Here is a 25,489-nt window from a genome sequence, read left to right as displayed (position 1 = left end):
AGGACCCTGTTCATGTCTCGCGTCACCGGGCTCACGCTCGCCCTCTCTCTTGCGGCCTCGACCTTCGCCGCCTCGCCAGCCTTCGCCCATGCCCATCTCAGGACCGCCTCGCCGGCCGAGGGCGCGACGGTCGCCGCCCCGGCCGAGATCGTGCTCGGCTTCACCGAGGCCCTCGAGATCAAGCTCAGCAGCATCACCGTGCGCGACGCGCAGGGCCACGAGGTCCAGCTCGCGCCGGCGGAAGCCGTGGCGGGCGACGGCAAGGCGCTGAAAATCCGCCTGAAGGCGACGGCGCCGGGCCCGTACACGGTCGAATGGGCGGCGACCTCCGTCGATACCCATCGCGTCGCCGGGCAGTACCGGTTCACCGTCAGGCCCTGATGTGACTGCCTTCATCGAGGCGGCACTGCCGGCGATCCGCTGGCTCCATCTCGCCGCCTTGCTGTCCAGCCTCGGCACCGAAGCCTTTCGCCTGCTGGCGTGGGGACGACTGGGCGCCGCGCCCGAGGCTACCTCGTTGCTGCGAAGGCTGGCCCGGTTCAGCCGGGCCGGCGTCGTGCTGTCCCTTGTCAGCGGCGGCGCCTGGCTCTGGTTCCAGGGCAGCGCCATGCTGGGGAACGCCGTCGCGAGCCGGGAGGCGGCGCTCGCCATCCTCCAGACCCTCTTCGGCGGGACCTTGCTGCTGCGCCTCGCCCTGCTGGTCGTCTCGCTGTGGATGCTGCACAGCGAGGGACGCGGCCGCTGGCTCGCCCTGCCCCTTCTCGCTGCCGCCGCCTTCCTGCAAGGCGGGCTCGGCCATGGCGCAGCGACTGAGGGCTGGGTCACGATCGCCCTTGGCCTGCATGTCGTGGCTGCCGGGCTCTGGCTCGGCGCGCTGCTGCCGCTGCTCGCGACGTGTTTTCTCCTGCCCTCGCAGGCGGCTGCCATCGCACGCCGCTTCACGCCACTCGGCCTCGCCTGCGTGCTGACGCTCGCCCTCACCTCGCTGATGCAGGTGCAGGCGCTTCTCGGCACGCTGGCGGCGACGCTCGGCACGAACTACGGGCGGCTCGCCTTGCTCAAGCTCGTCCTGTTCGCGGTTCTGCTCGGGATCGCGAGCGCCAACCGCTTCCGTTTCGTACCGCAGGCGGAGGCCGGCGGGTCGATACGCGGGTTGCGTCGCTCTCTCGCCCTTGAGGCGGGGGTCGGGCTTGCCATGGTCGCGGCTGCCGCCGCGCTCGCAAGCCAGCCGCCGGGTATCCACGAACAGCCGGATTGGCCCTTGCCGCTGCGACCTATTCCGGGCCTGTGGGACGATGCCTATCTGCGCGACGGGCTCCTGCGCCTGCTCGGCCCGATCGCCATCACGGCCGCGCTCTTCATCCTAGCCGTCGTGCTGCGCAAGCTGCGCTGGCCGGCGCTCGCGGCTGGAGCCGCAGCACTGGTCTATATCCAGGTGCCGCCATGGCGCCCCTATGTCGTCGCCGCGGTGCCGACGAGCTTTCAGCTCTCACCGACCGGCTATTCCGCGCGCTCGATAGCGGCCGGTCGCGCGCTGTTCCAGCGCGACTGCACGAGCTGCCATGGCCTCGACGCGCGCGGCCGCGGGCCGGTCGCGGTCGCGCAGGCGGTCTGGCCTCCGGACCTCTCGGCGCCGCTGATCGCGGGCCGCCCGGGCGGGGAGCTGTTCTGGTCGATCCGCCACGGCGCCGGGCCGATGCCGGCGGCAACCGGGCTCGGCGATGCCGAGATCTGGGCCTTGATCGATTTCATCCGGCTGCGCGCCGGCGCACGCATCTATGACCGCTCCGAGATGCGCTTTGCCGGGGCCGCCCGCATGCCAGGTTTCGTCGCCGGCTGCCAAGAGGGCGTCATCCTGGCTCCGGGCGATGGTCGGGTCCTGCGCCTGTGGATCGAGGGCACGACCGCGCAGGTCCAGGCTGACGGCGCGGCGGCCCGCTGTCCGGTCGAGGACCCGGAGCCGCTGGCCACTGCGCTCGCGGAACTGACCGGCGGCGGAGAGCCGCCCGCGCAGGTTCTGATCGACGCCAATGGCTGGCTGCGGCGGGCCTTCGGGACCGATGCCAACGCGTCACCCGATATCCTCGCCACCGAACTGAAGCTCATTCGGGAGCAGCCCTACGATGGCTCCAGCCATCACTAGCGCGTGGGCGTGGGCGCCACGCGAATGCGCGGAATGCTGGCGCACCAGCCAGGGAGCGCAGCAGAACGCAACGGATCCACCAAGAGCGCCCGTACGCGACAAGCCCGACTTTCTCCGGGCAGAAGCCGCCGGTACACGGCCGGGTTGCTTGACTCCCCAATCGCAGAATGTTCCATCTTTGTTCTCATTGAGAGAATGAAATATGCCAGACGATCAGGGGACCATCACGGTCATCACCGATCAGGATATCGACGCGGTGCTCTGCGAGGCCAAGGGCGACGCGCGCGAGGCGATCCGCATGCTCCTGCATGATCTCGCAGTCCTGGCCGCCGACGCCGAGCGGCTGGTCTCGAAGGGTTTTGTGCGCCGTCGCGCGCCGTGGAAGAGGATCGGATGATGGTGACGCGCACACAGAGGCATTTCTCGCCCTATGACGCGGAGAAACTCCTCGCCCTGGTCGAGAGCGCCCGGCGCGAGATAGGGCAGTATCAGGCGACGGTACCGCTCAACTCAGCGATACACACGGCAATGAAGGCTTTCAGGGATGCCGCGACCTTGCTCGCGGATACGGCACGCGGTGATGTCGGGACGGGGCGCTCCTTGCCGTCGCACGCGAGATCAGAGCAATCGTGAGCGATACCGGCGGGCGATAGACGTCCGCCTCCCTCGGAACCTGCTCTTCGGCAGGTCATGACGCAGGTTGCGCGTGGCGCAAAGATCATCGTCCTTGGAAGGATCGCGCGTCGGCGCTGGGTATGATCGATCCAGCACTACCGGAGGTGTATATTGATGCATCAGCGCCATTCGATGGCAACTCACAGTTGTGATGATAAACCGGTTGTAATCGTCGGCCAGTGACGCTTCACGTTTGGTCTCGACAACCTTGTCTTTTCGGTCAATTCTTTCGCCGGGTCGTCGGATCGAGCATCCGCCTGCCCGCAAGACGCAATCTTCAGAGGATGCGGCTATGGCGACGGGAAACGTGAAATGGTTCAATACTGAGAAGGGTTTCGGGTTCATTCAGCCTTCAGACGGCGGCAAGGATGTGTTTGTACACATCACAGCCGTGAAAGAGGCCGGCATGATGACTCTGACCGAAGGACAGAAGGTCGCTTTCGACTTGAAAACCGAACGCGGCAAGACAGCGGCAGGCTCCCTCCAGCTTCTCTGATCACCACCTGACGTCTTTTGCGTCGAAACGGCTTGCCACCTGACGGCATGTCCTGACATCGCATTAGCAGCGCGGTCAGGCAGCGCTTGGAAGGCCAGGACATCCATCGATCAGGCGCGCCGGGCGGATTTTACGCCCCCGGGCAGGCTAGCCCACGTGGGTGAGACGCTGTGGAACCGGGAACCCGGCCCTGCGAACCTTCGGTCAGCATAGCGCGATCGCTGTCGATGGAACTACGCTTGGCGCCGGAGCCGGCAGGACGGCCCGGGATGCCGAATTCGAACCGCCGCTGCCGCAGATTGCTTGCGAGGCTATGGCTGAACGTCACAGTTCCGGCGTGCAATGCCGTCACTCAGCTGCGCTCAGGCGCCGTTTGATCCTGCTGAAGGCGATGGGCGTGATGCCGAGATAGCGCGCGATATCTCCCTGGGAGAGACGGCTCAACAAGCCCGGCTCCAGCCTTAGCATGGCCCGAAATCGCTCTGCGGCGGAATCGCAGAGCAAGGCCTGCTCGCGCCGCGATTTGCGCTGCCTCACCCAATCCGCGAACTGGCCGTAAGCGCGCTGCAGATCCGGGTTCTCGGCGATCCGCTGCTGCAACCATGGCAGGGGAACCCGGATGATTGTCGATGGTTCGAGCGTTCGTGCGCCGAAGGCCGGCCCGTTGCCCTCTGCCGCGAACAGGCCCTGATCGGCGATGAAGCTCTTGATCCGTTCATCGCCCTCGGGCGTGACGTAGACCAGCTTGATGAGCCCTTCCGTGAGAATGAACAGATCGGCCGGCGCATTGTCCGGATCGAACAGGACATGGCCCTTGGGACAAGCCCTGGCGGTCCAGAGCCTGTCGCCCCAAACTTTGTCCTGCAAAGCAAGTTCCCGGAGCTGACTCAGGAGTCGGCCGGCCGGAGAACCTCGCTCATCTAAACCCGGGTTCATCAGGAACGCTCGAAAGCATGGCAGGAGGATCGACGACAGACACAAAGGAGACAAGACATCGGAATGCGTACCCCGCTTTCTCGATCCTCGAAAGTCGTTCTGACGGGCGGCACCTCGGGCATCGGAGCCGAGATGCTGGAAAAGCTCCTGTCCGCCGGGCACTCCGTCATTGTGCTGGCACGAAGCGCAAGCCGGCTCGAGCCGCGCAACGGACTGGAGGCGATCGATATCGACCTGGCCGATCCTGCGGCCGTCAGGGCGGTGGCAGCCGATATCGCGGCGCGCCATGCCGATCTGAGCGTGCTCATCAACAATGCGGCGCTCCAATATCCCGTCGCCTTGACCGATCCCGATTTCGATCCCCTGCAGATGGACGCCGAAATTGCGGTCAACCTGCTGGCCCCGGCCTTGCTGACCCACGCATTTCTGCCGGGTCTGAGACGGCAGGGCATGGGCACCGCGATCGTCAATATCTCCTCGGGACTGGCTCTCCTCCCGAAGCAGCGGACGGCGCTCTATTGCGCGACCAAGGCGGCGCTGCACAGCTTTTCCCAGAGCCTGCGGTACCAGCTCGAAACGGACGGGGTGGCGGTGATCGAGGCGATCCTTCCCCTGGTCGAGACCCCGATGACGGCGGGGCGCGGCAGCGGAAAGATATCGGCTCGCGATGCCGCGGAGGCGATCCTGGCGGGCGTCAGGTGTGCGCGGCCGGAAATCCATGTCGGAAAGGCGAGGCTCTTGCCGCTGACATCCAGGCTGGCGCCCGGGCTCAGTCGCAGGATGATGCGCGGCTCATGAAGGGGCTTCTGAAAGTCGCGCTTGTCCTTGCGCTCGCGTTCGCTTCAACCGCGCTCATCGTCAAATCGACAGGTCTGGTCTCCGAGCGCAGTGCGCTGGCCTTCATCGAGGCCGCGAAGGAGATCAATCCGCTCTATCTGGGGGCGGGTGTCGTCCTCCTGCTGGCGATCGACCTCTTGATTGCAGTGCCCACGATGACGACGATCCTGATCGCGGGATATGCGATGGGCCCGCTCCTGGGCGGAGCCTCCGCCACCACCGGGCTGATGCTGCTGGGGCTCGGCGGATATGGGATGGGGCGCCGCTTTGGTAGACCCGTCCTCGCCAGGCTTTTCAAGGATGGCGAAAAGCTCGCGGAGATCGAGCGAGCCTTTGCGAAGAACGATCTGCTCACGCTGTTTGCGTGTCAGGCGCTGCCGATCCTGCCCGAGCTCAGCTGCACCATTGCCGGAATGACCCGGATGCGGTTTCGACGTTTCCTGTTCGGCTACTGCGTCGGCGTCATACCCTTTGCCTTCATCGTCGCCTGGGCAGGTTCGAAGAGCACGTTCAGCAATCCCGCACCGGCGATCTATGCTGCGATCACCATCAGTGTCGGACTTCTGCTCGCCTGGACGCTCATCCGCAGGCGATCTGCGCAGGGCCTGTGAGCCATGACGATGCAACGGTGGGCGGGCGGCGGGCGGCGGCGCCCTTCCCGGAACCTGCTCCACCGATGCTCGTTCTCTTCGTCAAAGGAGAACAGCCATGTCCGGAGACAAGCAAACCATCATCGATCTCGAGACGCGCTTCTGGCAGTCCATGGTCGACAAGGATGCCAAGCTCGCGAAATCGATGATCGCCAGCGAATGTCTGATCACCGGCCCGATGGGGGCGATGAAGATCGACCCCGACCGGTATGAAACCATGACGGAAKAAGGCCGGTGGACGCTGCGGAGCTTCAAGCTCAGCGATGTCGACGTGATCATGCCGACCGACGAAGTCGCCGTCATCGCCTACAAGGTGCATCAGAAGGGCGACATGAAGGGCAAACCCATGGACATGAAATGCGCGGATAGCACGACATGGGTCAGGGATGGCCAATCCTGGAAATGCGCCCTCCACACCGAGACGATGCTGCAGGATGCCTGAGCGCGCTGGTTTGACTGCCTGGTGGCGAGCCGGTTTGTCCGATCACCGGATCGCCATGGGCGAATGCCGCATGCTGGAAGCTGCGGTCATCCGCGCTCCCGACGAGGAGCATGGCATCCGAGACGATCACCGAGAGGCAGAACCCCGCTATACCTTGCGCGCAATTTCTCCTGCCTTCGACATCGCGTAAGAGCGAGCAGGACGGGGCTCGGTCTGCATCGCCCCAGCGAAGGATAGGATATTGGCCTTTCTGACTGAACCGGAGCCGCCGCGTGGCCGGCCGATGGAGGTTGTCCCCGGCATCTCCCGTATCGTCGCCAATAATCCGAGCCTGATKACCTATCGTGGCACCAATACCTATCTGATCGAGGATGGCGACGGCTTCGTGGTTCTCGATCCCGGCCCCGACGATGCCGGGCATCTCGACGACATCCTGCGCGCCACGGGCGGTGCGGTTTCTGCGATCGTGCTGAGTCACACCCATTCCGACCATCTCGGCGCGACCGCCGGCCTGAAGGCCCGCACCGGCGCGAAGACATACGCCTACCATCTCAGCGCCGATGACGCCTTTATCCCCGATATCCTGCTGAAGGACGGCGACACCGCATTGGGGATGACGGCGATCCACACGCCCGGACACGCCTCCGACCATCTCTGCTTTGCCTTCCKGGACGGGATCCTGTTCAGCGCCGACCACGTCATGTCCTGGTCGAGCAGCATCGTCGCGCCGCCGGGCGGTGACATGGCCGATTACGTTGCAAGCCTACGGCTGATGCTGGCGCGCGACGACAGCCTGTATCTGCCCGGGCATGGGCCGCCGCTGCCCAATCCGCAGCCCTATGTCGCCGAGCTGCTGGAGCATCGCCTCAGGCGCGAGAACGCCATTGCCGATGCGCTAAAAGCCGGACCGATGGGAACCTGGGATCTCGTCGATCGGCTCTATTCGCAAACCGATCCCTGGCTGCGCCGCGCCGCCGAGCGCAATGTGGCGGCGCATCTGCTCAAGCTCAGGGATGAGGGGCGCGCAGCAGTGCTGGATGAGAAGTGGATCTCGGTCTGACGAGGTCGGGGCGTCCCGCGCCCCTCACCGCTCGATCAGGCGGCGCTCGGTGCGGGCGGCCGCCCATTCCACGAAGGTCTTCGGGCAACTCGTGGCCGCATAGAAGATGAACGGGTCGGCCTCGGCCTTGGCATTCTCCAGAAGGTGCCATTCGCCGAGATAGAAATTCGCCTCGCAGGTCTGTTCGCCATGCGTGATCGGGTCTCGGCTCTGCGTTGCCGCGCGCAAGACGTTGCGGTCGATCTCGCCGCGATAGAACTGGATGATCGGGGCTGGCCAGACAGTCATGTCGACCCCCTTGGCCGCCGAGGCGAGCCGCCCCCCTCGCCCCGAACGTGCGGAGACGATGTGCAGCCACAGGGCGGCATAGGCGTCTTCGGGCTTCAGCGTGAGAGCCCGTTCCAGGTCCTGAATGGCCTTCTTGGGCCGGCCGTCGAAGAAGGCAAGCCAGCCGCGATAGCGCAGTATGCCGGCATTGTCCGGCTCCATGGCGAGCGCCTGATCGAGCCTAGTGATCGCGTCGCGCTGCCGGCCCATGGCGTCGAAGATACCAGCCAGATCGACCAGCGCCTGGGTGCTGGATGGTTGCAGGCGAACCTGGACTTCTGCGTCTTCAAGCGCCGCGTCAAGCAAGCCGAGCGCGAGTTCAGTCTGTGCGCGCCAGCCATAGATCGCGGGCATAGGCGGCGCCGTTGTGGCGCTCGCGCGTGTGAAGAGGTCGCGCGCGGCTTCCCAGTCTCGCGCCTTGCGCCGCGCTTCGCCCACGACAAGGAAGGCGTTCTGCTCGACCTCGGGAAGACTGGCCGGGGACAGGGCCGCCTGGGTCCTGCTGACCAGCGTCAAGGCCCTCTCGCGCGCAGCCTTGTCGTTGCCGACCGCGACGGCATGGGCGAGATGGCTGCGCGGATCGCGCGGATACTGGCGAACGAGCTCGGCGGAGCGTGCGAACCATTCGGCATCGGTCTTTGGCACTTGCTCCGGCGGGATGGTCAACCGCGCCAGGGCGACGTCACCAAAGCCCGCGCGCGGAATCGAGAGGAATGTCAAGGCTGTCAGGCCGAGTGCGACTGCAAGCGCGGGGCGGGCCCAGCGCGGACGCCGCGTCCCGGCATCCCAGGACCGCAGGATCAGGGCGCCGAGCATGGCCCCGGTAAGAGCACCGCCGCCATGGCTGGCATGGTCGAGCTCTCCAGCCGCGAGCCTGCCGCCGGCGAGGAAGGTTGCGAGCAGGATCGCGACGCAGAATGCCTGCAGCCAGAGCCGGCGGGCATCGTCGGCAAGCCGGAGGCTCACCACGAGGCCCGCAGCGATCACGGCCATGATGGCGCCGGAAGCCCCTGCACCAATCAGGGTTGCCGGGTTCACCAGGATAGAACCGAGAGCCCCCGCAAGCCCGCCGAGCAGGAAGATGGCGAGAAGCCAGCCCATCCCGAGGACCGGCTGCAGGAACCAGCCGGCGATCGCCAGGATGACGACGTTGCCGATCAGATGCGCCAGGCTCCAGTGCAGGAACATGGCGAGGGCGAGGCGGTACCATTGCCCGGCCTGGATCGCGAGTTCACTGGAGACGCCGCCGAACAGCACGATGGTCATCCCGGTGACACCGAGGCTCTGCGACCGGACATAGGTTTCAACCAATTCGCCGATGAAGACGAGGATGAGAAGAGCTGCCAGCGCCAGCGTCGCCCAGGGGACGGGCTGGAGACCGGCGGACAGCGCGGCTTTCCGCGGAGCGCCGCCGGGAATGCCAGGTTCTGCACCAGGGGGCTGCTCAGATGCGACCTCCCTGGCCCCGTTCACGAGGCGGAGCACGGTGGTTCCCGCGGCTTCGTCGTAGAAGGCATCGCGCCCCCGCGCGATCGCGTACAAGGCGGCGATCACCGCCATGGCGAGCGGCAGGTTGCCGAGGAAGCCCAGGATGGATGCCAGATCGTTCGGAAGCGGCACCCCTGAGCGAAGGGCAGCGAACAGCAGGACCGCCATTGCCAGAGGCGCCACGCCGGGCAGCGCGAACAGACTATAGCGCCGGGCGAGCGCGGCGCGGATCTCTGCTGCGGTGACCGGCTCGTCCCACCGCGGCAGGACGCGCAGGGACAAGAGATGGCGCCCGAGGCTCGGCACGCCGCGGATCTCCAGCAGCCACCGCATCAGCGCCAGCAGCGGCCATTGCAGGATCGACAGATCGAAGGCCAGCGTCATCTGGTTCTCAGCGTTCAGTGCATAGCTGAGCGAGGTCGTGACGCTTGAATCGGCCCCCTGCCGCGACAGCGTGTAGAACCGGGCAGTCGGCTGCCCMAACAGCGATTTCGTGCAGATGCTTACTGAAGTCGGCCGGAAGCCGGCCGGGATCTCGATCGTCGCGGGGCGGCCTTGCGCGGGCCGGCAGTCCGTCATGAAGCTGGAGCCGTCGATCAACGCCCCATTCGACAGCGGGAACAGGACGGCCGCCAGTGCCTGGGTGACGATCATCACGACGACAAGATCGATCAGGAAGGCCAGGCCGCGGCGCAGAACGCCGCCCTTCACCCAATCCGGTGCGTCCCCCATACCCCCATCCCGATCATGGCCGGCAGCGTTGCGCTGCTTTGGTCGGCCGCAAGCTCAGGTTGCCATGAATAGGGCGCGCCGCTCAGCTTGTCACGGTCTCGCCAGGTCGGCCGGCATGTGCCAAATCTACCGGCAAAGGATTGACTCCATTGCCTTTATTTCTCCGCCTTGCCCAGCAGTTGCGAGGCCGCCAGAAGCAGCGAGGTGATCACGATCATGATGGTCGAGATCGCCGCGATGGTCGGGTCGATCTGGTCGCGCAGCGCCATGAACATCGCGCGCGTCAGCGTCGAGTTGTCGCCGCCGGAGACGAAGAGCGAGACCACCACCTCGTCGAAGGAGGTCAGGAAGGAGAGCAGGGCCGAGGTGACGATGGCGAAGCCGATCTGGGGCATCGTCACCTGGAGGAAGGCCTGCGCCCGCGTCGCGCCCAGGCTGCGGGCAACGCGCTCCTGGTCGAGATCGAAGCTCTTCAGGGCCGAGCCGACGATCATCATCACGATCGGCACGGCAAGCATCGTGTGCGCGAGCACGATGCCGAGGAAGGAATTGACCATCTTGAGCTGCACGAAGGCATAGAACAGCGCGACGCCGACGAGGATGACCGGAACGATCGTCGGCGTCAGCAGCGCCAGGATCACGACCCCGCCGAAGCGCAGCCGCGAGACATGCAGCCCATAGGCCGCAAGCGTGCCGACCGGCGTCGCCACGAGCGCCGTGCAGATGCCGGCCTTGAGCGAGGTCCCCGTCGCCGCCATCCAGCTCTGCGAGGAGAAGAACGCCTCGTACCAGCGCAACGACCATTGCCGCGGCGGAAACTCCAGATACTGCGACTGAGAGAACGACATCGGGATCACGATCAGCGTCGGCAGGGCCAGGAAGGCGAGCACCAGCACCCCGAGCCCGTAGAGCCAGAGCCGCGACCGGTGCGTGATCTGCGTGTCGCTGGCGGGACGATCGAACCAGCTCATATCAATGCCCCGCGCCGAAGAGGCCCGCGCCGCGCGAGAGCCGGGCAGCCAGGACGAGCACGACGAGCGTGATCACTAGCAGCACGACACCGAGCGCACTCGCCGCCCCCCAGTTGAAGAACAGCTCGATATCGTTGGCGATGCGGTTCGAGACCATCGTCACCTTGCCGCCGCCGAGCATCGCCGGCGTCACGTAGAAGCCGAGGCAGAGCACGAAGACGAGCGCGGAGCCCGCGGCAAGACCGGGCAGCGACAGCGGAAAGAACACGGTCCAGAAGCCGTGAGCCGGGGTCGAGCCGAGGCTGGAGGCCGCCCGCAGCAGGTCGCGGTCGATCGCCCGCATCGTTCCGTAGAGCGGCAGGACGAGGAAGGGCAGCATGATATGGACCATGCCGATCAGCGTTCCCGCGACATTGTGGACGAGCTGCAGCGGCTCGCTCCAGATGCCGAGCTCCATGCCCCAGGTGTTGATCAGCCCGCGGCGCTGCAGCAGCACCAGCCAGGCATAGGTGCGCACCAGGAGCGAGGTCCAGAACGGCAGCAGCACCGCGATCATGCAGAGATTGGCGGCGCGCCGCGGCAGCTGCGACAGGAAATAGGCGAGCGGATAGCCGAGCAGGATGCAGATCGCCGTGGTCAGCAGGCTGATCTCGAAGGTCGTGCGGAAGGTCCGGCCATAGGAAGGCTCGGCCAGCATGCGCCGGTAATGCTCCAGGCTCGGTGCGCCGGCATCGTCGAGGAAAGACAGGCCGAAGAGCCAGCCGACCGGCAGCAGCACCGTGATCGTGACGAGCAGGAGCGCAGGCGCGGCCAGCGCCGCCAGCCCGAACCGCTCGCGCCAATGGTCGCGGTGCAGCGCCGCGGCATGGAAATCGTCGCCGGCCCCGCCGGCAATGCTGAGCCCGGGCGCGCTCACTTGCGCGCCCTCCCCTCGTCGCCCAGCAGGACGGTGTCGCTGACGGCGATGCCGACCGCGATCGGCGTGCCGCGTGCCGGCGGCGCGGCATCGTCGCCCCGTGTCGCCATGCGCAGGCTGACCAGGCTGCCATCGCCCAGCACGAGCTGCAGCAGCAGCGTGTCGCCCTGGTATATCGCGCTCTGGACCGTGCCCTCGAAGCGGTTCATCGCCTCGGTTTCGCTGCCGTCGAGGATGCGTAGCCGTTCCGGGCGCAGCATCATCACGCAGTTCCGCTGCCCGGCCGGGACCTTGGGCGCCTGGATGACGGCGCCGGCAGCCCGGCAGATGCCATCGGTGACCGCGACATCGAGAAACGAGGATTCGCCGATGAACTCGGCGACGAAACGGCTGCCGGGCTGGTCGTAGATCGCACGCGGCGTGTCGATCCGCGCGATCCGACCGCGATCGAGCACCGCGATGCGGTCCGACATGGTCAGGGCCTCGCGCTGGTCATGCGTGACATAGACGGTGGTGGTGCCGAGCCGGTCATGGAGCTGGCGCAGCTCGATCTGCATGCGCTCGCGCAGCTGCTTGTCGAGCGCCGAGAGCGGCTCGTCCATCAGGATGATGCGCGGCTCGAAGACGATGGCCCGGGCAAGCGCGACGCGCTGGCGCTGGCCGCCGGAGAGCTGGTTGATGCTGCGCCCGCCATAGCCGCCAAGCTGGAACATCTCCAGCGCGGCCTCGACGCGCCGGGCGATCTCGCTCGCCGGGACGCGCCTCAGCCTGAGCGGGAACCCGACATTGCGGGCGACGTCCATATGCGGAAACAAGGCGTAGTTCTGGAAGACCATGCCGATCTCGCGCTTGTGCGGCGCAAGCCGGACGACCTCGCGCTCGCCGAAGCGGATGCTGCCCTTGTCGGGCCGCAGGAAGCCGGCGATCGCCATCAGCAGGGTCGTCTTGCCCGACCCCGATGGGCCGAGCAGAGTCAGGAACTCGCCGGGCCTGACGTCGAGATCGACATCGTCGAGCACCGAGACGGCGCCATAGGCCTTGCTCAAGCGCCGCACTGCGATCGGCAGCGCCCTGCCTGCGGGTGAGACGAGCGGGGCTGCCGCGATGGCAGCCTCCCGCTCGCCGGGATCAGCCGCCAGTCTCATTCGGTCAGCATGTTCTGGTAGGCGGCCGAGGCCTGGGTCTCGAACTTGGTGTACCAGTCGAGGTCGATCGGCACCTGCTTGGCGGCATTGTCGGGATGCGACGGCAGTGATTTGGCATAGGCCGCCTCGATCGTGCCGAGGTCGTAGGCTTTCTTGTTGGTCGGCCCGTAGGTGATGTATTTGGTGAATTCGGCCTGGTATTGCGGCTTGCTGATCTCGGCCAGGAACTTCATCGCCAGGTCCTTGTTCGGCGCCCCCTTGGCGATGGCGAAGCAGTCATAGTCGAGCAGCGCCTGGTTGAAGGTGTAGGCGACCTTGGCACCGTCCTTGGCGGCGACGTCGAAGCGCCCGTTCCAGCCGGTGATCATGTCGACCTCGCCATCCTTCATCAGCTGGGCGTGCTGGGCGCCAGAACTCCACCAGACCGCGATATGCGGCTTCAGCTCGCGGATCTTCTTGATCGCGCGCTCGATGCCGCCGGGCTGCGACAGGACCTCGTAGACCTTTTCCGGCGGCACGCCGTCGGCCATCAGGGCGGGCTCGAGCGCACCCGCCACGCCCTTGCGATAGGAGCGCTTGCCCGGGAATGTCTTGACGTCCCAGAAATCGGCCCAGCTCTGCGGGCCCTTCTCGCCGTAGGTCTTGGTGTTCCAGGCCAGAACCGTGGAAAAGACGTCGCCGCCGACGCAGTAATCCTGCGCGGTGCCAGGCACGAAGCTCGAGGTGTCGATGACCTTGTAGTCGAGCTTTTCGAGAATGCCCTCGGAGCCCGCGCGCGCCGCGCTGCCGGAGCCGCTGGCGACGACATCCCAGGTCACGGCGCCAGCCTTCACCTTGAGGCGCAGGTCGGCGATGCTGCTATAGGTCTCTTCCTTGAGCTTGATGCCCAGCGCCTTGGCGGCAGGCACGAACAGCGCCTTGCTCTGCGCCTCCTGATAGGAGCCGCCGAAGGACACAACGGTGAGCTCCTGCGCCAGGGCCGGCATCGCTCCGGCCAGGCTCAGGAGAAGGACGAGGGTCGATCGCGACGGCAGGATCGGCGGGCACTGCATGTCATATCTCCTGAGCTGAGGGGCACATGTCCAGCGGCAGTCGCGCAGTCGCTGTAGCGACCCAGCTTCCCACCATTGAGAGCGTGCAGAGTTTGTTGAAATTGGTCTGGCCAGAAGGTCCATTCTGAGAATTGGGGAAGGCCAATCCGCAGAGACGATCCTGCTGGCTCATCGGGCCAGGCGATCGCGCCAGCGGTAATAGAAGACCGATGGTGCGAGGAACCAGGGATTGCCGCTGTAGAAGGGCCGCGTCGGGAACGGCAGGTCGTCGAGCGCCGTCTTGCCCTCGGCCAGGCCAAGCACCTGCTGGCCGAGCCGCATGCCGAAATAGCTCGCCGTGCCGACGCCCGCCCMGCAATAGCCCATGGCGTAGTAGAGCCCGTCATGGCGGCCGACATGCATCAGCTCGTCGAAGGTATAGGCGACGAAGCCGCACCAGGAATGGCTGATCCGTGTCTGCGCCAGCTCGGGGAAGATCGCGCTCATGTCGGCATGGAGTTTGGGCCCGCTGCGCCGCGGATCCGTCTCGCTCAGGGAGACGCGGCCGCCGAACAGGATGCGCCGCCGATCGGGCGACGCGCGGTAGTAATAGACGACCTTGCGGGTATCGCTGACGATGCGGTTGCGCGGGATCAACTTGTCCATCAGCGCCGGCTCCAGCGGCTCGGTCGCGATGATGTAGCTGCCGATCGGGATGACGCGGCGGCGCAGCCAGCCGGTCGCCGGCCCGGTATAGCCGTTGGTGGCGACGATGACGTCGCGCGCCCGGATCGTGCCGCGCGGCGTCTCGACCAGGAAGTCCTTGCCCTGGCGGGTGATCGCGGTCGCCGGACAGAACGGCACCAGCTCGGCGCCGGCCGCGAGGACGCGTTCCAGCAGGCCCTGGTGATAGCGCGCCGGATTGACCGAGGCATGGCCGGCATAGACCACGCCGCCATGATAGAGATCCGAGCCGATCTCGTCGCGCTGCTCGGTGCGCGGCACGACATGGCAGGGCACTTCGAGGCCCTTGGTCTGGTTGTCGACGCGCTGCGCCAGCATCTCGTACTGGCCCGGCGAATGGGCGGCGTGAAAGCGCCCCACCACGCCGAAATCGCAGTCGATCGCCTCTTCGCGCACGAACTCGGCGATCCAGCGCAGCGAGCGATGGCCTTCCTGCAGAATGGCAAAGGCCCGCTTCTCGCCGTGACGGCGCGCCAGGGCCGCGAGGCCGGGCTTGATGCTGGTCGAGATCTGGCCGCCATTGCGGGTGCTGCAGCCGAAGCCGGCCGCCTCCGCATCGAGCACCACCGTGCTGCGCCCGCCCCTGGCGGTCTGGAGCGCGGCATGCAGGCCGGTATAGCCGGAGCCGACAACCACGACATCGGCCTGTTTCGGCGGCTCCGAGCGGGGCAATTCCGGCCGCGGGACTCCGTCCCACCAATAGGGTGCCGCCTTGAAATCGGCGGTAAACAGCTCAGTCGACATTCCGTCGTTTCCCCCCGGGCCCGTTCAGAGCCGCGCCACAACACTCTTGAGCTTGCAGTAGCTGCGCAAGCCCGCCATGCCCTTGGCCCGGCCAAAGCCGGATTTACGGTTACCGCCGAAGGGCATGGCGATGCCGCCGGCGAAGAACTCGTTGATGTAGACCTGGCCGGCATCGACGGCGCGCGCGAAGCGCCAGGCGTTGGAATGGTCACGGGTGTAGATGCCGGCGACCAGCGCATAGGAGGTCGCGTTGGCCGCCGCGATGGCCTCCTCCAGATCCGCGACGATCTGCACTGTCAGGACCGGGCCGAAGATCTCCTCCTGCACCAGCGGGTCGTCCGGGCCGCGGGCGAGAATGATGGTCGGACGATAGAACCAGCCACTGCCGCACTCGGCTGCGGGAACGATGCCGCCGCCGATCAGGATGCGGTTGCCGGCCGCGCGCGCCCGCTCGACATGGGCCTCGATACGCGCGAGCTGCTGCACCGAATTGATCGGCCCTATGCCGGCTTCGCCCAGGCCATGGCCGAGCTGCATCGCTGAAACGCGTGCGACGAGCCGGTCGAGAACCTCGTCCGCGATAGGTGCCTCCAGGATCAGCCGCGAGCCGGCCGAGCAGATCTGGCCGGCATTCTCGTAGATCGCGCCGAGCACGCCCTCGATCGCCAGCCCGATCTCGCAATCAGCCATCAGCGCGACGGGGGATTTGCCGCCGAGTTCGAGCGCCAGCCGCGTTACATGCTCGGCCGCCGCCCGCATCACGCGCTGGCCGGTCGCGACCGAACCGGTGAAGGTGATGTGGTCGATGCCGGGATGGGCGACGAGTGCTGCGCCCGCCTCCGCTCCCGTGCCGGCGACGACATTGAGCACGCCGTCGGGCAGGCCGGCCTCATGCAGCAGTTCCGCCAGCATCAGCGTGGTGAACGGCGTCTGCTCTGCCGGCTTGACGACGAGGGTGCAGCCGGCGGCGAGCGCCGGCGCGACGCCGCGCGCGGCCGTCGAGAGCGGATAGTTCCACGGCACGATCTGCGCGACGACGCCGACCGGTTCCTCGATCGTCACCCCGAGATAGTCCGGGCCAAGCGGCACGCTGTCGCCATGCAGCTTGTCGGCGGCCCCCGCATAATAGGCGAAGGCACGGATGACGCCGCCGACATCGCCCTCGGATTCGGCGAGCAGCTTGCCGGAATCGAGCGTCTCGACCACGGCGAAACGCGCCGCCCGCTCGCGCAGCAGATGGCTCGCCCGCATCAGGATCTCGCCGCGAGCCGCCGGCGTCATCTGCGACCAGGGGCCAGACAGCGCCGCTCGTGCCGCCGCGACCGCCGCCGCCACCTCCTCGGCTGAGCCCGCTGCGACGCTGGCGAACGGGACGCCGCGGCCGGGGTCGAAACTCTCCATCTCCCGCCCCGAGACGGAGGCAACGAGCCGGCCGCCGATGAAATGCCCGCGCGGCAGTCCCGCCAGTGTGCCGGTGCGTCGCGCTTCCTCGACCAGCTTCTCCCGGTCGAGGGTCACGCCGACACCTCGGTCACGTGATAGGCGGCCCGGTCCAGCCAGCTGGGCTCGATCTCGACGCCCCAACCGGGCTCGGAGGGGATTGCGACCATGCCGTCGCGGGCCTTGGGCGGGTTGCGCAGCAGCCCCTGCTCCCAAGGGTAATAATCCGGCCCCTCGATCGAGAACTCGACATAGGGACCGGCATTGGCGAGCGCGCCCATGACATGCAGGGTGAACACCGTCACCAGCGACTGGTTGGCGGAATGCGGCGTCACCGGCAGGCCCGCCTCGGCCGCCCAGCGCGCCACCGTCAGCATCCGCCCGACCCCGCCGAGATAGCAGATATCCGGCTGCACCACGTCGACGACGCGCCCGTCGATCATCGCCCGCCAGATCGCGAGGTCGCAATCCTGCTCGCCGCCGGTGACGTCGAGATCGAGCGCCTCGCGGACCTCACGCGTCCAGGCATGTTCCCAATAGGGACAGGGCTCCTCGAAATGGACGATGCCATGGTCCTGCAGCATACGGCCGACCGCGATCGCGCTTGCCGGCGTATAGCCGCTATTGGCATCGACCAGCAGCGTCGCCGCGTCGCCGAGCGCGGCGCGGACCTGCGGCACGATCGCCTCGGTACGGCCGGGCCATTCATCGAGGTCGCGGCCGCATTCGCGCCCGACCCGGAACTTGAAGGCGCGGTAGCCATGGGCGTCGCGCAGCCGGGCGAGGCGCTCGGCTTCAGCCTCGGGAGTGATCTCGCCGCGCTTCATGCTGGAGGCGTAGACCGTGAACGGGCGCGGCGTGCCGCCGAGCAATTCGCAGACGCTCTTCCGCTCCTTGCGACCCCGCAGGTCCCAGAGCGCCGTGTCGAGTCCGGTCAGAGCCCGGCAGAGATAGGAGCCCGGGAACTTGTGCTCGCGCTCGCCGATCGTCGCGACGAGGTCGTCGACCGCAAAGGCGTCCCAGCCGATCGCCCAGCGGGCGACCTGGCGGTGGAAGACCGTCGCGGTGATGTCGGCATTATAGGGCGAGAACTGCCCCCAGCCCTGGCTGCCATCCTCGCAGGTGGCACGGACGAAGCCGACATCCGGCGTCGTGAAGCTTTCGAGACGGGTGATCTTCATTATTGCCGCCGCCAATCCATCGCCATGGCCCAGCGCGATTGCCAGGCGGCGTGGGCTCAGAAAGGGACTTGAATTGGTCTGAACCCAAGGTCCATTCTGGCGAAAGCAGCAGTCCAATCGCAGAGATCGCGACCGGTGCTGGCTTGGGCAGGATCACTGGAGCGATATGGTCAAACGCGAAGAAGGTGTCCTGCTGCAATCGATCGTGCTGGATCGACAGGGGCAGCATGGGCTCAGCGTCCAGGTCTGCGTGGGCTTGCGCGAACTCATCCTGAGCGGCGCGCTCAAGGTCGGCGAGCGCCTGCCGGCGACGCGCACGCTGGCGCAGGAATTCGGCGTGGCCCGCACCACCATCGTCGAGAGTTTCGACCGGCTCGCCGCCGAGGGGCTGGTCGAGACCCGCGTCGGTGCCGGCACCTATGTCAGCCAGGCGCTGGCGAGCGAGCGGCCGGCCCCAGTGACCGCGGCGGTAGCCGTGCCGACCGCAAAACTCCGGCTGGCGCAGGCGATGGATTCCGCCTCAAAACTGTTCGGCACGCGCCTGCCGCACCAGCCGCGCGCCTTCACTACGGCGATGCCGGCTTTTGACGCCTTCCCGATGGCGCAATGGGCCAAGCTTTCCGGCCGGCACTGGCGCAAGGCCCGCCAGCAGGTTTTGGGCTATCCCGATCCCCATGGCGAGGCGGTGCTGCGCCAGGCGATCGCCGCGCATCTGCGGCTCAACCGCGGCATTGCCTGCGAATGGCAGCAGATCTTCATCGTCGCCGGCGCCCAGCAGGCCTTCCAGCTGCTCGCCGCGACGCTGATCAATCCCGGCGACAAGGTCTGGTTCGAGAATCCGGGCGCGATCGGCGCCCGCAACAGCCTGATCCTGTCGGGTGCCGATATCGTGCCGGTGCCGGTCGACGAGGCCGGCCTGATCGTCGAGGCAGGCCTGCGCCGCGCGCCGGATTTCAAGCTCGCCTTCGTCACCCCCTCGCACCAGCAGCCGCTCGGCGCCAAGATGAGCCTGGAACGGCGGCTGGCCCTGCTGGAGGCGGCGCAGGCGAGTTCCGCCTGGATCATCGAGGATGACTGGGACGGCGAGTTCTGCTTCCAGGGCGCGCCGATGGCGACGCTGACCAGCATCGACCTGACCGGCCGCGTGATCTATGTCGGCACCTTCTCGAAGACGCTGTTCCCCTCGCTGCGCCTCGGCTTCCTCGTCGCCCCGCCGCAGCTCGCCGAGCAGATCGGCATCTGCCTCGACGCCTATTCGCCGGGCGTGCCGACGGCGCTGCAGGGCATCGTCGCCGACTTCATCGTCGAGGGCCATTTCGCCACCCATGTCCGGCGCATGCGCAAGCTCTACCAGGAGCGCCACCAGGCGCTGATCGCCGCGGCGGATGCGCATCTGGCGGGCGCTCTCACCGTCGTGCCCACCCATACCGGCATGCACACGATCGGCTTCCTGCGCGAGGGGCTCGATGCCGTTGCGGTGACGCAGGCCGCCGCCCGGCGCGGCATCACGGTGGCGCCGATCAGCCGCTTCAGCCTGGAGCCGGTGGAGCGCGACGGGCTCGTGCTCGGCTTCAGCGGCTTCACGCCGGCGCAGACCCAGGCCGGCGTGCTTGGCCTGCGCCAGGCGATCGACGATCTCAATTCGACCTGATCCTGGGCCTGATCGCCGGCCTGATCCCCACCGATTGGACTGGCGCTTCGAACAGAATGGTCCTTAGCGACAAGCCCAATCCAACCTAAGACATCGGCCCGAAACGTGGATCGCGGTTTTCGGGGAAAGCCGATGCAAACACATCGCGAGCCTGATGTTCAGGCAGCGCCGGAAGCGGCAGGGAGTCCATCTTGGAGGAATGGGATGTCATCGTCATCGGCGCGGGCTCGGCCGGTTGCGCGCTGGCCGGGCGCCTCGCATTGGCCGGGCGCGGCCGCATCCTCGTGCTGGAAGCCGGGCCGCGCGACCTGAGCCCCTGGCTGCATCTGCCGATCGGCTACGGCAAAACCTTCTACCACCCGCGCCTGAACTGGATGTACCGGACGGAAAGCCAGCCCGCCCTCGCCGGCCGCCAGATCTACCAGCCGCGCGGCAAGGTCGTCGGGGGGTCGAGCGCGATCAATGCGATGGTCTATATGCGCGGCCAGCGCGAGGATTTCGACGGCTGGGAGGCGATGGGCAATCCCGGCTGGGGCTGGCGCGAGGTGCTCGCCGCCTATCGCCGCATGGAGGACCATGCGCTCGGCGCGTCAGAGTGGCATGGCGCGGGCGGCCCCGTGCATGTCGAGGACATCGCCTCGGTCGTCCACCCGCTGACCCCGATCTTCGTCAAGGCGGCGCAAGAGGCCGGCCTGCCCTTCAACCCCGATCTCAACGGCGAAAGCTGCGAGGGCGCCGGCATCTACCAGATCACGACGCGCGGCGGCCTGCGTGAATCGGCGGCACGCGCCTATCTGCATCCGGCCCGCAAGACCGGGCGCGTCAAGGTCGAGACGGGCGTGCTCGCCTCGCGCATCCTGTTCGAGGGGCGCCGCGCCGTCGGCGTCGAAGGGCAACGCGACGGCGCGCCCGTCAGCTTCCGCACCGCCGGCGAGATCATCGTCGCGGCGGGCGCAATCAATTCGCCCCAGCTCCTGCAGCTCTCCGGCATCGGCGCGCCCGCGCTTCTGGCGCAGCATGGCATCACGCCCTTGCACGCCCTGCCGGCGGTCGGCGCCCATCTCCAGGACCATCTCTGCTACGACCATGTCTACCGGTCCAGGCGGCCCAGCCTGAACGAGGCCTTGCTCTCCTGGCCCGGCCGCATCGGCATGGCGCTGCACTATGCGCTTCACCGCAGCGGCCCGCTCTCGCTCAGCGTCAATCAGGGCGGCGGCTTCTTCAAGACGCGGCCGGGGCTCGAGCGTCCGGACATGCAGCTCTATTTCTCGCCGCTGAGCTATGAGCGCGCCCTGCCCGGCGTGCGCGCCCTGATGAAGCCCGATCCGTTCTCCGGCTTCAGCACCAGCGTCTCGCCCTGCCGGCCGCGCAGCCGCGGGCATGTCGCGATCCGCTCGGCCGATCCCCATGTCGCCCCGGTGATCGAGCCGAACTATCTCTCCGATCCGGAGGATATCCGCGACATCCTGGCCGGTGCACGCTTCCTGCGCCGCCTGGCATCGGCGCCGAGCTTCGCCGCCCTGATCGAGCGCGAGATCCGTCCGGGGCCGGACTGCGCCGATGACGAGGCGCAGATCGACGCCATCCGGCAGCAGGCCTATTCGGTCTTCCACCCCTGCGGCACCTGCCGGATGGGGCCCGATCCTGCGGATTCAGTTGTCGATGCGAGCCTGCGGGTGCATGGCCTCAGCGGCCTGCGCATCGCCGATGCCTCGATCTTCCCGACGATCCCCTCCGGCAACACCAACGCTCCGGCGATGATGGTCGGCGAGCGTGCGGCCGAGATCATGCTGGCAGAGTGACGCGCACTGCGGAGGACCTTCCGTCGCTGGCGTGAGCGGCGTCGCCGTACCGGGCTTGAGATTCAAATGGCGCGCGAGACGGTGGCGACCACATCCCTACGCAGGGATGGTGCGCAGAGGGGCCGCCATCGTATCCCGCTCTTCCGCTGTACCTTCAGCAGCCACTCACTGACGGCGCTCCTCACGCCGATCGGTGCGTCCGGTGCGGCGAACGTCGCGTCGCTCCCCGCGCCCGGTGCGCCTGTCGCCGCGTCGATCCATGCCCGCGGTCTCGGCCTCGGAAGGTGAACTTGTCAGGACTGTGGCAGCCCCTGCGAGGCCCAGTGCAGCCGCCGACCACAAGAAGGAAAGGGCATGTCGACGAGAGATCACGTCCGGATTGAAGACTTCGCTCATGGCAAAACTCCTTTGGATCGATGAACCGTCTTTGCTGCCCCCTTGGCCACCCCTGGCCGCCCCCCTGCCGCTCCAGAACACCATGTTTGACGCCGGGCCAGCCGCGGCCGCAGCCTGAGGCAAGACAACCGTCCGCGTCATTGCTGGCAGGCTGGTTATGGGCTCGGCCGGCCTCGCGCACAAGATTATTCGCACGCGCCCGATGACCCAACCCCATTTCGGCCAATCATCGCCGCTCCGAATACGCATTGCGCGACCGCCGAGATCAAACACACTCCGGTATCCCCGTCCTGACAACCTTCAAGGCGCACCCATGGATTGATTGACCTCACGTCATCGAGAATTCGCATTCATAATTGGCTAAGTGATCAAATTGTCGCTATCGGGAATATTTGACATCCATCAGTAAATTAGGCCGATTATTCGGGTTCACCGCCGCAATTTGATGTGCAACAGATAGGCTGGCCTATTCCTGACTTCGGAGGACACCATGCGACTAGGACTTGTATCCACCGCCGTCCTTGCAACCTGCCTGGCGACGTCGGCCCTCTCGGCCGATCTTCCCAGCCGCCAAGCGCCGCCTCCCCCGATCGTCTACGCTCCCGTCTTCACCTGGGCCGGATTTTACATCGGCCTCAACGCCGGCATGGGCTGGGCCGACTCGGGTAACATCACCATTACCGGGCCGACAGCTGGCTCTTCCGGAATTCTGGGCGGCAATAGCGGCGACGGCACGTTCGTCGGCGGCGGCCAGATCGGCTATAACTGGCAATCCGGCGCGTGGGTCTACGGTCTCGAGACCGATATCCAGTATGTCGGATCGAACGGCAATATGTCCTGGGGGCAATACACCTGGTGGGCAAATAATGGCGGTGGTGACGGCGGGTATTTCGGCACCGTGCGCGCCCGCATCGGTTACGCCTTCGATCGGACCCTGGTCTACATCACGGGCGGTCTGGCCTATGGCGGCCTGAACAGCAACCCGCTGACCGGCAACACGACAAGCAATGCCGGCTGGACCATCGGTGGCGGCGTCGAATACGCCTTCACCAATAACTGGACGGTCAAGCTCGAAGGTCTCTACGTCGATACCGGCGAGGGCCGACAGACCCGGGTCTTCCAAAACCCCGCGGGCGGCGTGCTCCCGGCCGGAATCTATACCGCCACCACCAGTGGCGGCGGCGGCGGCGGGATCGTTCGCGTCGGCGTGAACTACAAGTTCTGAGCCGGACACTCTGGATCTGCAAACAGCCCGGCCCATGCGCCGGGCTGTTTCTCCCTTCATCCGACCGCGCCACAAGCGCGGCCTCTGTTCGCCCCCTGTCACGACGAAACTCGGAAGCTGCCGACATTCTCTAATGCCGGCGCTCGAGATGTCTTCGCGCTCGCCCTGATCGATCAACTCATCCCCCTGGCGTTTTCCGGCGCCAAGAACGCCGGTCTCGCTGAAATCGCCTGACCGCTTGATTGGCTGGAACCTTCGGATACGCTCTCTTTTCTGACCTCCCCCTAGGGCGGGCAGAAAAGAGAGCGCAAGGGATTACCGACCGAACACAGGGAGACGATCGTGAGTCTACGCAGAGCCCTCGCCGCAACCTGCCTGCTAACTAGCCTGGTCATCCCACTGGCCGGTTCCGCCCAGACGCTCACCTTCGCCGAAGCCTATGATCGGCTGGCGAAGTCCTGCGGTTCGGACATCGACAAGCTTTGCTCGAAGGTTTCGCTTGGCGGCGGCGCCGTCAAAACGTGCCTTGATCGGAACCAGGCGCGGCTATCGGTGGGCTGCAAGGCCGCTTCGGCCGAAGTCTTCCAGTCGCTCGCGAAGCGGGCCAATGCCCAGGCTGCCGCAGTCAAGGTCTGCGAGCGCGACCTTGGTCAATATTGCAGCGGCGTGCAGCCCCATGACGGCTACAGGCTGCAGTGCCTGCTGACCGCGTCCAAGGTCGTCAGCAGCGGCTGCAAGCAGGCCATCGTCGATGCCGGCTGGAACTGAAGGGACAATGCACCCGATGAAGCCCATCGCCCTCGTCTTTTGCGCGGCAATCGCCCTCGCCCCCGCAACCGTGCACGCCCAGGAGCGGCTCAACGACACGCAACTGATCGAGACGCTGAACGTCCTCGACCAGTCGAAATCCATCGACGTCGCCGCGCTCCGGCGCCGGGCCGTCGACAGTGTCGCCGCCAACCGCGGGCCGGATGCCTCGCTGCGCGAGCCTCTCTCGCAGGAACTGGACAATCTCTCGCAGTTTACGGTCGAGATCCAGTTCCGGACCGGCTCGGCGGTGATCCGCCCTGCATCATTCCGCACGGTCGGCGTGATCGCCGACTCCCTGCTTCACCCGACCTTGCGGGAATACAAGTTCCTCATCGTCGGCCACACCGATGCGGTCGGCGACCGCAAGTCCAACCTGACGCTGAGCCAGAAGCGGGCCGATGCTGTTCGCGACGCGCTGGTCACCACATTCGGCATCGCCCCCGCCAGGATTGTCTCGGTCGGCCTCGGCGAAGAGCAGTTGCAGAACCGGAAGAACCCGGACGCAGCAGCCAATCGGCGCGTCCAGATCGTGAATGTGGGTCGTTTCAGATAGGGGCCGGACGGCAATGGACCGGCTTGGTGGCAGACATTTGAGCGCGAGGACGGCATGCGACACGGAATGATCGCCCTATCCGCAATGGCGCTGGCGCTGGCTCCGGCCAGCGTCCTTCTCCCGGGCCTCGGCGCCGCATTCGCCCAGCAGGCCGCACCAGCGCCACAGGCTGCACCGGCGCAGGCAGCGGACACGGTCTTCACCCGTGCGGAGATCGAGCCGCTGGTGAAGCCGATCGCGCTCTACCCCGACCCGCTGCTCGCCCAGTTGCTGCCGGCCTCGGCCTATCCGCTCGACATCGTGCAGGCGGCGCGCTGGATCGAGCGCAACAAGGCGGCTGTCGAGAAAGCCGACTTCACGGCAGCCGACGCCATGAACTGGGATGCCAGCGTGAAGGCGCTGATCCGGTTTCCCGACCTGATCAAGCAGATGAATGAGAACCTCGACTGGACGAGCGATCTCGGCGACGCCTTCGTCTACCAGCCGACGGATGTCGCCGCTGTCATCCAGGATCTCCGAGCCCAGGCGGCAAAGGGCGGAGCCCTGAAATCGACGCCGCAGCAGACCGTCGTCCAGAAGACCGAGGGATCCAGCAACGTCATCTATATCGAGCCGGCGGAACCGGAGGTGATCTATGTTCCGAGTTACGACCCCGGCGTCGTCTACGAGCCGGTCGCCTCCGCCGTMCCGGGCGCGCTCCTGACCTTCGGGACGGCCATCGCCGTSGGCGCCGTGATGTACAACAACCCGTGGAACTGGGGCACCGGCGCGGTCTATCCGCCGCGCTGGCCGGGTTATCCCGGCTACCGGCCCGGCTATCCCGGCGCACCCGGGCGCGGAAACATCAATATCGGCAACGAGATCAATATCGGCGGCGGCAACACCATCGGCAGCGGGAACAACATCGGCAACACCAAGCCGTGGCGGCCCGACCCTGACCGGTATCGGCCCGGGCAGGGCTCCAAGCCCGGCCTCGCCCGCCCCGGCGGYCCAGGCCGCCCAGGCGGTGTTGGCGGACCGGGAGGCCCAGGCGGCGTTGKCCGGCCAGGCGCCCCGGGTGGCGTTGGCGGCATTGGCGGCCCCGGGCCGGCTGG

General features: G+C 66.8%; 25 protein-coding genes. 15 read left to right on the top strand and 10 right to left on the bottom strand.

From position 1 onward, the window contains the following. The first annotated feature begins 12 nt into the window (after positions 1–12). The 5 genes from copC to AC1DIO_RS17540 all read left to right on the top strand — a co-directional run bounded on the left by copC (position 13) and on the right by AC1DIO_RS17540 (position 3,314). A complete protein-coding gene (gene copC, locus AC1DIO_RS17560; protein ID WP_441506685.1) occupies positions 13–381 on the top strand; it encodes a copper homeostasis periplasmic binding protein CopC in 369 nt (122 codons plus the stop codon). 1 nt (position 382) lies between these two features. Beyond that, entirely contained in the window at positions 383–2,143 is a 1,761-nt protein-coding gene (locus AC1DIO_RS17555) for a CopD family protein (protein WP_441506684.1), read from the top strand. Between the two features lie 202 nt (positions 2,144–2,345). Further along, positions 2,346–2,540 carry a hypothetical protein gene (locus tag AC1DIO_RS17550; protein ID WP_441491101.1) on the top strand — a complete coding sequence of 65 codons (195 nt, stop codon included), beginning with the start codon at positions 2,346–2,348 and terminating at the stop codon, positions 2,538–2,540. Then, positions 2,540–2,776: a hypothetical protein gene (locus tag AC1DIO_RS17545; protein ID WP_476853754.1), complete on the top strand. Its 237-nt coding sequence runs from the start codon at positions 2,540–2,542 to the stop codon at positions 2,774–2,776. The genes AC1DIO_RS17550 and AC1DIO_RS17545 overlap by 1 nt, the downstream gene beginning before the upstream one ends. A 334-nt stretch (positions 2,777–3,110) precedes the next feature. Then, on the top strand, positions 3,111–3,314 hold the full coding sequence (locus AC1DIO_RS17540; RefSeq protein ID WP_069881900.1) for a cold-shock protein: 204 nt from the start codon (positions 3,111–3,113) through the stop codon (positions 3,312–3,314). 348 nt (positions 3,315–3,662) lie between these two features. Here the strand turns inward: AC1DIO_RS17540 and AC1DIO_RS17535 are convergent, their stop codons facing one another. Continuing rightward, positions 3,663–4,181, bottom strand: a complete 519-nt coding sequence (locus tag AC1DIO_RS17535) for a Crp/Fnr family transcriptional regulator (protein ID WP_476824763.1) — start codon at positions 4,179–4,181, stop codon at positions 3,663–3,665. 132 nt (positions 4,182–4,313) lie between these two features. Here AC1DIO_RS17535 and AC1DIO_RS17530 point away from each other — a divergent pair, with 132 nt between their 5' ends. From AC1DIO_RS17530 to AC1DIO_RS17515, 4 genes are all read left to right on the top strand, one after another. Next, entirely contained in the window at positions 4,314–5,048 is a 735-nt protein-coding gene (locus AC1DIO_RS17530; protein ID WP_441491098.1) for an SDR family oxidoreductase, read from the top strand. After that, complete coding sequence (locus AC1DIO_RS17525) at positions 5,045–5,698, top strand: TVP38/TMEM64 family protein (protein WP_476776933.1); 654 nt, start codon at positions 5,045–5,047, stop codon at positions 5,696–5,698. Before AC1DIO_RS17530 ends, AC1DIO_RS17525 begins: the two co-directional genes overlap by 4 nt. 97 nt (positions 5,699–5,795) lie before the next feature. Further along, the gene (locus tag AC1DIO_RS17520; protein WP_476853753.1) at positions 5,796–6,179 is read left to right on the top strand and encodes a nuclear transport factor 2 family protein; all 384 of its coding nucleotides are present in this window, start codon (positions 5,796–5,798) and stop codon (positions 6,177–6,179) included. 241 nt (positions 6,180–6,420) lie between these two features. After that, on the top strand, positions 6,421–7,239 hold the full coding sequence (locus AC1DIO_RS17515) for an MBL fold metallo-hydrolase (protein WP_476853752.1): 819 nt from the start codon (positions 6,421–6,423) through the stop codon (positions 7,237–7,239). A 24-nt stretch (positions 7,240–7,263) separates the two neighbouring features. Here AC1DIO_RS17515 and AC1DIO_RS17510 read toward each other — a convergent pair whose 3' ends face one another. From AC1DIO_RS17510 to AC1DIO_RS17475, 8 genes are all read right to left on the bottom strand, one after another. After that, positions 7,264–9,786: a rhomboid family intramembrane serine protease gene (locus AC1DIO_RS17510; RefSeq protein WP_476853751.1), complete on the bottom strand. Its 2,523-nt coding sequence runs from the start codon at positions 9,784–9,786 to the stop codon at positions 7,264–7,266. Positions 9,787–9,941: 155 nt separating this feature from the next. Further along, positions 9,942–10,757 carry an ABC transporter permease gene (locus AC1DIO_RS17505; protein WP_441491091.1) on the bottom strand — a complete coding sequence of 272 codons (816 nt, stop codon included), beginning with the start codon at positions 10,755–10,757 and terminating at the stop codon, positions 9,942–9,944. Between the two features lies 1 nt (position 10,758). Further along, positions 10,759–11,673 (bottom strand): ABC transporter permease, encoded by a 915-nt coding sequence (locus AC1DIO_RS17500; protein ID WP_476824761.1) that lies wholly within the window; start codon positions 11,671–11,673, stop codon positions 10,759–10,761. Then, a complete protein-coding gene (locus AC1DIO_RS17495; RefSeq protein WP_441506677.1) occupies positions 11,670–12,818 on the bottom strand; it encodes an ABC transporter ATP-binding protein in 1,149 nt (382 codons plus the stop codon). Before AC1DIO_RS17495 ends, AC1DIO_RS17500 begins: the two co-directional genes overlap by 4 nt. Further along, the gene (locus tag AC1DIO_RS17490; RefSeq protein WP_476776927.1) at positions 12,815–13,870 is read right to left on the bottom strand and encodes an ABC transporter substrate-binding protein; all 1,056 of its coding nucleotides are present in this window, start codon (positions 13,868–13,870) and stop codon (positions 12,815–12,817) included. Before AC1DIO_RS17490 ends, AC1DIO_RS17495 begins: the two co-directional genes overlap by 4 nt. A 168-nt stretch (positions 13,871–14,038) precedes the next feature. Beyond that, on the bottom strand, positions 14,039–15,337 hold the full coding sequence (locus tag AC1DIO_RS17485; RefSeq protein ID WP_476853750.1) for an NAD(P)/FAD-dependent oxidoreductase: 1,299 nt from the start codon (positions 15,335–15,337) through the stop codon (positions 14,039–14,041). Between the two features lie 24 nt (positions 15,338–15,361). Continuing rightward, positions 15,362–16,855: an aldehyde dehydrogenase family protein gene (locus tag AC1DIO_RS17480; RefSeq protein ID WP_476853749.1), complete on the bottom strand. Its 1,494-nt coding sequence runs from the start codon at positions 16,853–16,855 to the stop codon at positions 15,362–15,364. Beyond that, positions 16,852–17,958 carry a mandelate racemase/muconate lactonizing enzyme family protein gene (locus AC1DIO_RS17475; protein WP_476776926.1) on the bottom strand — a complete coding sequence of 369 codons (1,107 nt, stop codon included), beginning with the start codon at positions 17,956–17,958 and terminating at the stop codon, positions 16,852–16,854. Before AC1DIO_RS17475 ends, AC1DIO_RS17480 begins: the two co-directional genes overlap by 4 nt. A 166-nt stretch (positions 17,959–18,124) precedes the next feature. Between AC1DIO_RS17475 and pdxR the strand changes: the two genes are divergently transcribed. Both pdxR and AC1DIO_RS17465 read left to right on the top strand, forming a co-directional pair. Further along, positions 18,125–19,609 (top strand): MocR-like pyridoxine biosynthesis transcription factor PdxR, encoded by a 1,485-nt coding sequence (gene pdxR / locus AC1DIO_RS17470; protein WP_476853748.1) that lies wholly within the window; start codon positions 18,125–18,127, stop codon positions 19,607–19,609. 191 nt (positions 19,610–19,800) lie between these two features. Beyond that, a complete protein-coding gene (locus AC1DIO_RS17465) occupies positions 19,801–21,411 on the top strand; it encodes a GMC family oxidoreductase (protein ID WP_441506671.1) in 1,611 nt (536 codons plus the stop codon). Between the two features lie 165 nt (positions 21,412–21,576). On the opposite strand, the gene AC1DIO_RS17460 is transcribed toward AC1DIO_RS17465, so the two are convergent. Next, entirely contained in the window at positions 21,577–21,807 is a 231-nt protein-coding gene (locus tag AC1DIO_RS17460) for a twin-arginine translocation signal domain-containing protein (protein WP_441491082.1), read from the bottom strand. A 490-nt stretch (positions 21,808–22,297) separates the two neighbouring features. Here AC1DIO_RS17460 and AC1DIO_RS17455 point away from each other — a divergent pair, with 490 nt between their 5' ends. From AC1DIO_RS17455 to AC1DIO_RS17440, 4 genes are all read left to right on the top strand, one after another. Beyond that, entirely contained in the window at positions 22,298–23,032 is a 735-nt protein-coding gene (locus AC1DIO_RS17455) for an outer membrane protein (RefSeq protein WP_476770537.1), read from the top strand. Positions 23,033–23,374: 342 nt separating this feature from the next. Next, positions 23,375–23,800 carry a hypothetical protein gene (locus tag AC1DIO_RS17450; protein ID WP_476826872.1) on the top strand — a complete coding sequence of 142 codons (426 nt, stop codon included), beginning with the start codon at positions 23,375–23,377 and terminating at the stop codon, positions 23,798–23,800. Positions 23,801–23,816: 16 nt separating this feature from the next. Further along, positions 23,817–24,395: an OmpA family protein gene (locus AC1DIO_RS17445; protein ID WP_476776646.1), complete on the top strand. Its 579-nt coding sequence runs from the start codon at positions 23,817–23,819 to the stop codon at positions 24,393–24,395. A gap of 66 nt (positions 24,396–24,461) precedes the next feature. Further along, positions 24,462–25,489: DUF3300 domain-containing protein (locus AC1DIO_RS17440; RefSeq protein WP_476853747.1), on the top strand; the 1,028-nt coding region annotated here is incomplete at its 3' end.

The sequence above is a fragment of the Allobosea sp. 05T439 genome (genome assembly GCF_056396005.1).
Note: the sequence above shows the minus strand (reverse complement) of the source record. Positions and strands in the feature narration are given on the sequence as shown.